Origin of the sequence: Collinsella sp. CLA-SR-H006 (genome assembly GCF_040097075.1) — a bacterium.
Lineage (GTDB): Bacteria > Actinomycetota > Coriobacteriia > Coriobacteriales > Coriobacteriaceae > Collinsella.
The window spans coordinates 53153-65706 of the sequence record NZ_JBBNPD010000002.1 but is presented as its reverse complement, the minus strand read 5'-3'; the positions used below and the strand labels follow the sequence as shown (position 1 = coordinate 65706).

Here is a 12554-nt window from a genome sequence, read left to right as displayed (position 1 = left end):
GAGTCGATTAACCATCTTGACGGGAATGGGTATTTTCAAAACCAATTTTTCGGCTAGAATTTCTACGGACAAAATGACCGAAAGGCAGCACTATACATGTTGGTTTCTACTAAGGGCAGATATGCCCTGCGCGTTATGGTCGATCTGGCCGAGCACCAGGCGGCCGGTCGCATCCCGCTCAAAGAGATCGCGGCGCGACAGGGGATTTCCGAGAAATATCTCGAGAACATCTTGGCTACGCTCGTACGTGCCAACATGCTCTCGGGTATGCGTGGCAAGGGCGGCGGCTATGTGCTCACGCGCCCGCCCGAGCAGTACACGGTGGGCGAGATCTTGCGTCTGACCGAGGGCAGCCTAGCACCGGTCGCATGCCTGGACGGCGACTGCAAGGGCTGTTCGCGTTCGGACGAGTGCCCCACGCTCGACGTGTGGAAGAACCTGGACAAGCTCATCAACGACTACCTCGACGGTGTGACGCTCGATCAACTTGTCGCTCCCAACCATGGCTACGACTACGTCATCTAACCCACACCTGCATTTGGGGACGGGGTAGAAATGGTAGATTCTCTCGTCCTTTGAGACTTGACAAATAAGAAGGCCGCCCATTTTTGCGATGGGCGGCCTTCGTTTTAGGCTGTTGAGACGGGCACGGCCGGAATGGCCGTTTTAGCCCTCGGCGATGCTGTCCAGAATGCTGCGCATGATGGATACCAGGATGCTGCCCATAAAGGCCGATCCAAAGCCGGCGATGGAGATACCAGCGCCCAGCAGATTGACCGACAGGTAGCTGGCCAGCTCGAGCATAAAGCTGTTGACGACAAGCTGGAAAATGCCCAGCGTAATGATCGTGAGCGGTAGCGAGATAACCGTGAGGAACGGCTTGACGAGCGAGTCGACGATGTTGAGGAACAGTCCCACAAAGGCGAAACAGACCCAGGCCTCGGCGAAACCGAAGGGTTGGATGCCGGGGACGAGGAACGTGGCGATCGCGATGGCGATCGAAGTAAAGAGCCAGTTAAGCATAAAGCGCATGGCGTGAATCCTTTCTTGCGCCGGGGTTGCTGGCGTCGCGTGAAGCGGCTTACGGCGGCGACCTGGATGGTTGCGCGGGCGCGCCGCGGTGTTTGGGCGCCCATTGTCTCAAATATTCGTGGAGCTTACGTGCGCATTCGGTTTCTAAACGGCGTTCGTCCTGAAAAACGCGCCGCTGGCAGAGAGTCTTGTCGCTTTAGTTTGGTGGTGTGCTACACTGCTACGGGCAAAAGCCACAGGCGTTGCCCTATTGCATAGAACGGGCGAACGATGCCCGATGTCAGTATCAACTTCGATGCCTTTTGGCGGGTTTGGCGGTGATCGATGAATATCGAGAACATGTTTGACAAGCCTGATGTCAAGCAGCTGGTCCACGCATTTAGTCTTTTGGATGACGAGAAAGATATCCAAGCGTTTTTGACCGATATCTGCACGCCGCGCGAGATTTGCGATCTATCGCAGCGTCTGCAGGTCGCGCGTTACCTGGACGAGGGCGAGCCTTATGTTGAGGTTCAGGCCCGCACCGGTGCTTCGTCCACTACGGTGAGCCGCGTTTCAAAGGCGCTCAACGGCGAGTACGGTGGCTACCGCAAGATCCTCATTAAACTGGAGGATGGCGAATAAGCTGCGCCAAAAACGAATTGTACAAAACCGCTCCTCCGGGGGCGGTTTTTATATGCCCGCAATCGGCTGGTGCGTTGGGGTCAGGTTGCTTTGTACCAAAAGATGGAGCTGCGGTGGCAATGTGTCCGCTTGGGCGGGTAGGATGGATGCATTGATTATTGCGAACAGTTTGAGCGGAGGACCATGCCTGTTCGAATCTATACCACCAATGCCGGCACGGATTTGAGTGATGCCGAGTCGGCGCTGCTTGCCGACCTTGTTGACTGCCACGGACGTGCCGTTCTGCTGGCACCTACGTTTGCCGAGCTCGACCTGTGCCGTCATGATGCGGCGGAAGCCGGGATTTCGCTGGGCATTGACTACAAGACGCCTACATCGTGGCTTCGCTCGCTTTGGGAGCTTATGGGCGACGGGCGCGGTTTCGTCGACAACCTGCAGCGCCAGATGCTGTTCTCGGACATGGTCACGCGTCTCGACGATGCCGACCTGCAGCCGCTTTCGCGCAGCCAGGGCACAGTGCGCATGCTCGCGCGCATGGCCCGCGACGTGTTGCCGGGCGTTGCGGGGACGGGTGCCGAACGATGCCGTGGCGACAACTGCCAGCCTGAGCCAAAAAGCGATGCCGAGGCTCGTGTGTTCGAGCTTTTGCGCGCCTATGCGAGCGGTTTGGACCGTCGAGATATGGTCGAGTCCTGCGAGGCAGCTGACATTATGGCCGGTGCCCTGGCCGATAGCCTGCCGGCGTGCACTCGCGCCGTATGCGTGCGCGGTATCACGTCGTTTACGCACGGTCTGCTCGAGCTGCTGACTGCCGTGGCGAACAATGGGGGAGAGGTCGTCGTGCTGCTTGCCCACGAGCAGGCGGCGATGCGCGAGGAGCTTGCCGCGGCATTTGATGCCCGCGATGTGTTGTTTGAGATCGCGCCGCTAGGGGAGGGTGTCGGCGCGTCTGATGCCGCTTACGGGACCGCCGCTCAGCCTGCCTTTATTGAGGTCGCTGGCCCCCATGCCCGTGCTCATGCTTATGCGGACGCAATTGATGATCTGGTAAAAACGTGCCGGGGTTCCGAGGTCGCCGCCGCCTCTGCCGACCCTGTGCGTGTGCTTGCCGTTTCTGCCCGGGCATCCCAGCTGTTCGGTGAGCTCGCCTCTCGTCTGGCGGCTCGTCATATCGCTGCCGAGACAACTGAGTTCACGGCGTTTTCCCAATCCATTGCGGGCAGGCAGTTTGCGGCGCTTGCCGGCCTGATCGAGCGCATGAAGGCCGCCGATGAGGGCATGGCGTCAAAGACCGAGTGGTGGCCCGCGCCGGAGCTTACCGACTGGATCTACAGTCCGCTTTCGGGTGCCGACGCCGCGAGCGCCCGCGGCTTCGACAAGAACATGCGCTTGTCGCGCAGCAAGACCGCTGCGGGCGTCAAGAGCCTGCTGCAGAGCGTGCAGGGCCAGGTGAGGGGCGCCCGCAAGGCTGCCAGCGAAGATAACTGGTTTAAGAATGTGCCGTGCGTGGCCTCGGACGTGTTTCAGGCGCTGTGGCGCGACAAACCCGTGACGGTGCTCAAGGCCATGCTCGCCGTTGCAGAGGCGCTGCCCGATCGCGCTCTGGGCGGCCTTGACGGCCAGGCCCGTCGCCAGGCAGAGACGGCTTTGCTGCGCCATGCCATCGACATCCTTATGAACGATGCTCGCGCGCTCGACGTGTCGCAGGCCGCGACCGTGCCGGTTCTCGGCGGCGTTCGAACCAAGGTGGACAAGCGCAGTACCGCTTACGATTACGCGACCTACGAGGTCGATCGCACGCCACGGGCGCAAGTGCGCTTCGTGTCGCTTGCCGATGCGTCGGTTCTGCGCCCTGGCAGCTACGATGCCGTGCTGTTTGCCGATGTCGACCTGGACAGCTACCCGCTTTCGCATGAAGAGGGCCCGCTTGCCACGTTGACGGCCGAGCTGCGCCGCGACGGCGTGTCTTTGGAGCCCGCTGCCCTGCTGCGCGTGCGCTTTGGCCGTGCAATGCAGGCGACGAGCGGTCCGGTCGCGCTTGCCCGCGTGACACACGATCGCCAGGCGCGCGAGTGCTACCCGGCAGCCGTATGGACCGAGCTGCGGGCACATGCCGAGGCCGCTGGCGCTGCCAAGCCCACGCGCGTGGGCGAGGGCGATATCATCGCCGACTTTGATCCCGCTGCAGGCGAAGGTCTTAGGCGCGAGCGCGTGACCTGCGAAGCTCCTCAGCATCTGAGCGATGAAGCCATTCCGTATCTGGTCCTGCGCCGTCGCGATGGCGAGGGCGAGGACGCGCCGCTCGTGCCGCGTCTGACGTCCGCCTCGCAAATCGAGGCCTATTCTACCTGCCCACTGTGCTGGTTCGTGTCGTATCGCGTTAAGCCCCAGTCTATCGACGCGGGCTTTGGCAACATGGAGAAGGGCAACTTTGTCCACGACGTGTTGGAGCATCTACATGCCCGTCTGTCCCAAGAGGGCATGGAGCGCGTGACGCCCGAGAATCTGCCGCGTGCACAGGAGCTGCTGCACGAGGTCTTTGGCGAGACGTTGGCCGAGCACGCCGGCAAGCGCGGCACGGAGGGCCCGCTGGTGCCGCTCTCTGCGGTGGAGGAGCGCCAGGTGGCCGAGATCTTGCCGCAGCTGGAGGGTGTGCTTGCCTACGAGTCCGAGGCACTTGCCCCCTTTGCCCCGCGCTACCTGGAGTTCGCCTTCAACGAGCTCAAGGTCGAGTATGCCGGTTGGCCGCTTGGCGGGCGCATCGATCGCGTGGACGTGGACGCCGAGAATCATGCCGTGGTGATCGACTACAAGCATCGCACGGGCGTTGAGGAGTTTAAGCTCGCCGACCCTACGGTGCGCGACGAGGAATCGGGCACGGCGCCCATCGACGATCCGCGCTGGTTGCCACCACATACCCAAACGCTCATCTACGCCCAGGCCATGCGCCGGGCGCTGGATTTGGACACCCGCGCGGCGCTCTACTTTTCGACCAAGGGCGGCAAGCCGGCGTTGCGCGGTGCTGCGAGCGCCGAGCTGCTCGAGGAAGAGCGCGGCGACGGTCGCATCCCGGGCCTTAAGAAAGGTTTCCCCGGCGAGGGTGGCAGCATGGACTTCGACGCCCTGCTCGATCGCGTTGAGGCCGGCATCGCCGAGCGCCTGCGCGAGCTCGAGGCAGGCAACGTTGCCGCCGTCGACCCGACGTCGGCTCAGGCCGCGCATGCGCGCTGCTCGTATAACCACGAAGGAACGTTTGTAAGGAGGGACGTGTAGACCATGGATCTTTCGACTTTGATGCCGCAACAGCTGCAGATTGTCAAAACGCTCGACCGTCCGCTGTTTGTCTCGGCGGGCGCCGGTTCGGGCAAGACCTTTACCCTCACGCGCCGCATCGTCTACGCGCTCTCGCCCGAATCCGGTCCGTTCGTTGAGCATCTGGACCAGGTGCTCGCCATTACCTTTACCAAAGATGCCGCGGCCGAGATTCGCGACCGCGTGCGCCGTGCGCTTATCGACGAGGGCATGGACGAGGAAGCGCTGGCCGTCGACGACGCGTGGATTTCGACCATTCACGGCATGTGCTCGCGTATCCTGCGCGCGCACGCGCTGGAGTTGGGCATCGACCCCGAGTTCACGGTGCTCACCGATACCGACGAGCTCATGGATCAGGCTGTTGAGCATGTGCTGGGTCGCGCGACGGCACCCGATGCCGCCCCCGAGCTCGCGGCATCGCTCAAGGCCCTCTATGCCTGGTATCCCATGGCGGGCGAGGGCGGTTCCTTTGGCGGCGGTACGACCATCAGGGGTCTGGTGCGCGACCTGCTGGAGCTGTCGAGCCAGTTGCCGGGCGGTATGGACGACGTGCGCATGGCGCGCGGCCAGGCCGATACCTCGGCACTCGCCGATGCCTATCGCGCGGCGCTGGGCGCAAGCAAGGCCGCGACCGAGAAGGCGCAGACGGCGCTCGATGCCATCGACGCGTTCGAGGCGAGCGGCAAGACCATGGTCGATGCGGCGCGACTCATGATGTCATGCACCATGCCGCGCGCGAGCAAGGCATTCCCTAAGGAGCAGGTCGAGCTGCTCAAGGCCGAGGCCGCCGATGCGTTTATCAATATCGTGCTTGCCTGCGGTGGCCCGGCGCTCGATGCGCTGGTGGGCCTGGCCCGCTCTGTAGAGGCTGAGTATCGCGCGCTGAAGGCTGCCCAGTCCGCCCTCGATAATAACGACCTGCTGCGTATGGCTTACGAGGCGTTGCGCGATTACCCTGCCATCCGTGCTGCGTACGAGGGCCGCTTTAAGATGGTCATGATCGATGAGTTCCAGGATACCGACCAGATGCAGGTCGATCTGATCCGTTACCTGACGGGTGCGGGGGAGCGCGCGCTGTGCACCGTGGGCGATGCACAGCAGTCGATCTATCGCTTCCGCGGCGCCGAGGTCGAGGTCTTCCGCCGCCAGGAGCGCAAAGTGGGATCGACGGCGGCGCCCGAGACGGTCGCCACGCCGGATGTCCCCGCCGGCGAGCTCGTCAAGCTCGTGCGCAACTTCCGCAGCCACGACGAGGTGCTGCGTTACGTGGCACGCGTCTTCGACGGCGATGACGGCGGCCTGATGCAGGGCTTTTTGGATCTTGAGGCGAGCGACGGCCGCAAGGACACGCTGGTGGCGCACGCCTCGCGTCGTCAGGCGCTCTTTGTTGCCGGCGGCAGTACGCAGGAGCGAACGCAGACGAAAGCTCGTGCGATTGCCGAGCGTTTCCGCGCGCTTGCCGATAAAAAACAGCCCCAGGGCAGCATGGTCCTGCTGCTGGGCCGCATGACCAACGCCGATGTCTATGCGCAGGCCTTCCGCGACCAGGGGCTCGACTGCGTCATCGCGGGCGGCTCGGTCTTTGCCCAAGCTGCCGAGGTGCAGACGGTGCGCGCCCTGGTTTGTGCACTCGCCAATCCGGCCGATACGGCGCAGGGTCTTATGCCACTGCTGGCCTCGCCGATGTTTGCACTCGGCGCCCAGGAGTTCCTGGCGCTGGCGACCAAACTCGATAGCGAGACAGGGGAGACCTCGCGCCGGAATATCGACATGGGCATCATGAGCGATTTCGACGTGCCGGGTTTGCAAGACTTGCCGCTTGTGACGCGCGCCCGCGAGGTGCTGCGGTATGCGCTTCGTCGCGTGGGGCGCGATTCGTTCGCCGCCATCGCGCGCGACGCGGTCAATGCCTCCGGCTGGTTCGTGCGCCTGGCGCAGCGCGGCCCCGAGGGCAAGGCCATCGCCGCCAACGTGCTCAAGGCGCTCGACGCCGTGGCCGAGGCAGAGGCCGAGCTCGGAAATTCTCCGCGCTCCATCGCGCTCGCCTTCGACCGCTTCTTGGCGGGCAAGGAAGCTCCGGGTGCCCTCAACGAGGAGGGCGACGGCGCGGTACGCATCATGACGGTGCACGCCTCCAAGGGTCTGGAATATCCGGTCGTGGCGGTCGCCGAGTGCTTTGGCGTGCGTAAGTCCTCGGGTGCGGCACAGATGGGGCGTGTCGAGGGCGGAGCGCAGGTCGTGGCACTGCCAGCTCGTTTTGATGGCGTTAAGCTTGCCGATGGGACCTTTGTGAAAGGCGATGACGTCAAAAAGCAGTTTGATCATGCGTTTAAGGGCAAAGGTGCGTCGCTGTGGTTGCCGCCAGAGCTCATGGAGGACGTCTGCGCGACGGGCTCTCCCGCCGAGGCATTTGCCCGCCTGCGTAACGACGACCTGCAGCTTTCGCTCGAGGAGCGGGCCCGCTTGCTCTATGTTGCCATGACGCGAGCGCGTGAGCTGGTCATTCTGGCGATGGATGCCGGCGTGAGCCGTGGCAAGCTGTGTGCGCCGACCTTCGACGTCGAGACCGATCTGACCTACGACGTGCTGCGCCGTATTTTGCCGACCGACGCTCTGGACATGCCGCAGCTCGATGCCGACCGCCTGGTGTTCGACAACTCCCAACCGGGCGACTACGAGCTCATGTCGCTAGCAGACTTTACGTTTGGCGAGCAGGCGTTTGAGGCTAACGCTTCGCTGGATGCCGAGGGCAGGCTCGTTCGTGGCGATGCCGATGCCGCCGATAATGCTGCGCACTCAACTGTGCCCGGTCCTGCTGACCCCAAGCCCGATTCGTTTGAGCTTGTGTATCCCCAGGCAGTGGGCGTACGCATGGGCATCTGTCCGTATCCGATGCGTGACTCGTATAGCTACTCGTCAATCGCCGCGGCACTCCATGCCGAGACGGAAGACCGTGCCGCCGAGGCTCGTGTTCCCATGGATGAGTCCGGCGATGATGCAGAGTCGGATGGCTCGGAGATGACGGATGCAGACGTGGCCGCTGTCGAGCCCGCCGGCAATCCCATGGCGCTGGGCTCGGCCTTCCACGCCGCCTGCCAGTGGCTCATCGAGATGGGTGCCGATGCGCTGCCCGCTGAGCGTGCCGACGCCTTGGCTCGCCTGTGGCACCTGACGCCAGAACAGCGCGAGCGCTTCGATGTCGCTCTGGAGCGCTGGCTCAAGTCGTCGGTTCGTGCCGAGCTGTTCGCGTGGCCGTGCGTTCGTGCCGAAGTGCCGTTCTTCTCGCTGGGCTGCGAGGACGAGGACATCGCCCGCTACGGTGCATATGCCGAAGGCGCCATCGACGTTTTGGCGACGAACCCGGCCGATCCGTCGCGCGCCCTGGTCATCGATTACAAGACGGGTGGCACGCCGGACGAGACGCCGGACCAGCTGCAGGAGAAGCACGCCCTGCAGGCGCGCGTCTACGCCGATGTGTTGCACAAGGCGGGCTTTGAGGCCGTGACCGTTAAGTTCGTCCGCGTGGAGCAGGCGAATCCAGCCATCTTCGTCGAACCCGCCGAGCCCCAAGTAGTCACCTACAACCTCTAACCCTCAATAACTTGCGGTGGAATACGGACTGTTTTGGCCAAAAAAGCCGCCAAACAGTCCGCATTTCACCGCAACTGCAAGAGGAGCCGTGTGGGTTTGGCTAGGTTCGGGTGCTGTCCGTGCCGTGGGGTAAAATCGTTCAGTCAGAACACGAACCCGCATCGGAGCTCATCACATGGCATTCGTCCATCTGCACAATCACACCGTTTTCTCCATGCTCGACGGCGCAACCCGTATCCAGGATATGGTCAATCGTGCCGTTGAGCTGGGCATGCCCGCCGTGGCCATTACCGACCACGGCTACATGTATGGCGTGCCCGATCTGGCGCTGGCCTGCGACGCCGTCAACCACAACACGCCCGAGTACAAAACCTGGAGCCACGACAAGGCCTTCTTGGAAAAGGACCGCCGCGACGAGCTGGTGGAGCCCGACCCCGAGGCAAACCCGCGTGAGCATGCCCAGTACGTCAAAGACATGGCCATGTGGGACGAGAAGGGCAACATCGACGAGCTCAAGCCGCCCCTGGTCATCAAGCCCATCTTTGGCTGCGAGGTCTACTTTACGCCGGACGAGACCCTTGCCCGCGACCACAAGCCCGAGCTCTACCATATGATCCTCCTGGCCAAAGACCAGGAAGGCTACGTCAACCTGATGCAGACGGTCTCCGAGGCCGCCGTGCAGGGCTTTTACTACAAGCCGCGCGTGACGCTCGACAACCTGCGCCGCCATGCCAAGGGCATGATCTGCACGAGCGCCTGTATCGCGGGCATCATCCCCAAATACATCGACCGCGGCGACATGGAAGGCGCCATCAAGTGGGCCGAGACCTTCCGTGATACCTTCGAGCCCGGCGACTTCTACATCGAGATCCAGGAACACGGCATCACCACCGACAACGGCCTGACTGACGAGCAGATGGACCGCACGCTCATCGACATCGCCAAACAGGTGGGCGTCAAGGTCATCGCCACCAACGACTTCCACTACCTGCGCCGCGAGGATGCGCCCGTGCAGGACGTCATCATGTGTATTGGCATGAACGCCAAGGTCGACGACCCCAACCGCATGCGCATGACCGGCTCGGAGTTTTACATGAAGACCGAGGAGGAGATGCGGGCGATGTTCCCGTATTGCCCCGAGGCCTGCGACAACACGCTCGAGATCGCCGACAAGTGCTACGTTGAGCTGGACTGGGACTCCATCATCCTGCCGCGCTTCCCGTTGCTCGATCCCGGCGAGACGCATGAGAGCCAGTTCCGCCGCGAGTGCGAGAAAGGTCTGCGCCAGCACTATGGTGACGACTGGGCCACACGCGAGATCGGTGGCGTCAACATCAAAGAACGCTTTGAGTACGAATACAAGGTCATCTGCGACAAGGGCTTTGCCGCCTACTTTTTGATCGTTGCCGAGTACGTGCAATGGGCCAAGGACAACGGCATCGGCGTCGGCCCCGGCCGTGGCTCGGCCGCCGGCGCTATCGTCGCCTACGCCATGAACATCACCGCGTTCGACCCGCTCGAGAACGGCCTGATGTTCGAGAGGTTCCTGTCCCCGCAGCGTACCGAGATGCCCGATATCGATATGGACTTCGACGATGAGCGGCGCCTCGAGGTCGTGGAGCACGTTCGCCAGCTCTACGGCCCCGAGAAGGTCACCCACGTCATCACCTACTCGACCATTAAGGCCAAGCAGGCCATCAACGACGCCGCGCGCGTGCTGGACTATCCGGTCTACATGGGCCAGCGCCTGTCCAAGATGGTCTCGAGCGACCCCAAGGTCAAGCTCAAGCAGGTGCTCGAAAAGCAACCCGGCAAAGAGGATCTGTTTAACCCCGATTTTGCCGAGGCCTATAAAAAGGACGACGACGCTCGCCGCATCATCGACACGGCGCTCTCGATCGAGGGCCTCACTCGTGGCGAGGGCGTGCACGCGTGCGCCGTTTTGATCTGCCGTGACCCCGTCAACGAGCACGTGCCCACCAAGCTCGATACCAAGGGCGGCGTCGAGATTACCCAGTACGAGGGCCATACCGTTGCCGACATGGGCCTGCTCAAGATGGACTTCCTGGGCCTGCGCACGCTGACGGTTATCTCCAAGGCCAAGGCCAACATCAAAAAGAACTTCGGCATCGACATCAAAGAGGAAGAGATCCCCTTTGACGATCCCGAGATCTTTAAGCTCATGGGCTCCGGCCACACCGCCGGCGTCTTCCAGGTCGAGTCCGCCGGCATGACGGCCACGATCAAGAACATGAAGCCCACCGAGTACAAACACGTCGTAGCATTGATCGCCCTGTACCGCCCGGGCCCGTTGGGCGCCGGCATGGTCTCGTCCTACATCAACCGTATGAATGGTAAGGAGCCGGCGGTCTCCTACGACGACCGCCTGGACGACATCCTGGGCGAAACCTACGGCACCATGGTCTACCAGGAGCAGGTTATGCTCATCTCCGTCGAGATGTGCGGCTTCTCCAAGGGCGAATCGGACTCGCGTATCCGTAAGCCCGTGGCTAAAAAGAAGATCAAACTGCTCACGTCAACGGTGCTCCACTGGGAGGATGGCTCGGACGAGACCACCTACGACCACTGGATGAACGGCGCCATCAAGAACAACTACACGCGCGAGGTCGCCCAGAAGATTTGGGACGATGTTCTCGAGTTCGCGTCCTACGCCTTTAACAAGTCGCACTCCGCCGGCTACGCCATCCTGGTTATGCAGACGGCGTGGCTCAAGGCGCATTATCCGCACGAGTACATGGCGGCCGTTCTGACGTCCTATACGGGCAAGACCGACAAGATCGTGCATTACGTCTCGGCGTGCCGTCACGACGGCATCCCCGTGCTTTCGCCAGATGTCAACGAGTCCGGTACCGAGTTCACGGCTACCAAGGAAGGCGTGCGCTTTGGTTTGGCTGGCATCCGCGGCGTGGGCACCGGCGTGGCGCAGGCGATTATCGCCGAGCGCGAGGCGGGCGGTCCGTTTAAGACGCTGCACGACTTTGTCGAGCGCGTGGACTCGAGCCAGGCCAACCGCCGTGTGATCGAATCGCTCATCAAGGCAGGCGCCTTCGACTCCACGGGGTATCCGCGTCGCCAGATGATGCACTTTGTGGATAAGAACAACCCTGAGAACATCATCGATGCCGCGGTAAAGCGCCAGAAGGACCGCGCGAGCGGCCAGACGTCGTTCTTCGACATGTTTGGCGACGTTGAGGGCTCGGGCTTTGAGGTGAGCGTGCCCGATCCGGACGGCCAGGAGTGGGACCGCCACCTTAAGCTGAGCCAGGAGAAGGAGGTTCTGGGCATCTATGTCTCGGACCACCCGCTGCGCCCGTTTGAGTATGCACTAGCCAAGGCACGCGACTTCTCGTTCTCGCAGATCGACACTGGCTACGAAGTTCAGAATCCTACGGGCGGTACCATCAACCAGGAGATTCCCGAGGGCAAGGCGCTGTGGTGGGCCGGCATGGTCTCGAGCGTGTCCAAGCGCGTGACCAAAAACGGCGACCCCATGGGCATCGTGCAGCTCGAGGACATGGAAGGCGAGGCCACGGTCGTGGTGTTCCCCAAGACCTACAAGGAGGCCGAGGGGTACCTGTACGGCGAGGTCGATCCCGAGACCGGTGCGCAGCTGTCCGATGCGTTTGTGCGCATTAAGGGCAAGCTCGAGCGTTCGGACCGCGGCGACCAGATCATCGCGCAGGAGATCGTGCCGCTTGAGCTTAACGAGGAGAACAACAAGCCCAAGGTGTTTGAGGTCATGGTGCCCAACAGCCGCTTTAGCCAGGGCAATATGGCGCGTCTTGCCACGGTGCTTACCGCCAACCCGGGCGGCGACCGCGTGGAGATCTTTATCGAGCAGGTGGACGGGCGCGTACTGCGTGCCGAGGTACCGGCCAAGGTCAACGCACGCTCGATTCCGCTGCTGGCCGAGGCCAAGGCCATCGTGGGTAACCAGGGCAGAGTGACGGTTATCTAAAATGATTTTGCCGGGG

6 protein-coding genes are annotated in these 12554 nt (G+C 62.5%); 5 read left to right on the top strand and 1 reads right to left on the bottom strand.

From position 1 onward, the window contains the following. The first annotated feature begins 96 nt into the window (after positions 1 to 96). Positions 97 to 525, top strand: coding sequence for an Rrf2 family transcriptional regulator (locus tag AAA069_RS01855; RefSeq protein ID WP_022094857.1), 429 nt, complete (start codon positions 97 to 99; stop codon positions 523 to 525). A gap of 141 nt (positions 526 to 666) precedes the next feature. Here the strand turns inward: AAA069_RS01855 and AAA069_RS01850 are convergent, their stop codons facing one another. Then, positions 667 to 1032 carry a phage holin family protein gene (locus AAA069_RS01850; protein WP_138112940.1) on the bottom strand — a complete coding sequence of 122 codons (366 nt, stop codon included), beginning with the start codon at positions 1030 to 1032 and terminating at the stop codon, positions 667 to 669. A 324-nt stretch (positions 1033 to 1356) separates the two neighbouring features. Between AAA069_RS01850 and AAA069_RS01845 the strand changes: the two genes are divergently transcribed. The 4 genes from AAA069_RS01845 (at position 1357) to dnaE (ending at position 12538) form a co-directional block, all read left to right on the top strand. Then, positions 1357 to 1656 carry a YerC/YecD family TrpR-related protein gene (locus tag AAA069_RS01845; RefSeq protein WP_022094855.1) on the top strand — a complete coding sequence of 100 codons (300 nt, stop codon included), beginning with the start codon at positions 1357 to 1359 and terminating at the stop codon, positions 1654 to 1656. Between the two features lie 183 nt (positions 1657 to 1839). Further along, positions 1840 to 4929 carry a PD-(D/E)XK nuclease family protein gene (locus tag AAA069_RS01840; protein ID WP_349127412.1) on the top strand — a complete coding sequence of 1030 codons (3090 nt, stop codon included), beginning with the start codon at positions 1840 to 1842 and terminating at the stop codon, positions 4927 to 4929. Positions 4930 to 4932: 3 nt separating this feature from the next. Then, a complete protein-coding gene (locus AAA069_RS01835) occupies positions 4933 to 8559 on the top strand; it encodes a UvrD-helicase domain-containing protein (RefSeq protein ID WP_349127411.1) in 3627 nt (1208 codons plus the stop codon). A gap of 175 nt (positions 8560 to 8734) precedes the next feature. Next, a complete protein-coding gene (gene dnaE / locus AAA069_RS01830; protein ID WP_118377276.1) occupies positions 8735 to 12538 on the top strand; it encodes a DNA polymerase III subunit alpha in 3804 nt (1267 codons plus the stop codon). Positions 12539 to 12554 lie beyond the last annotated feature (16 nt).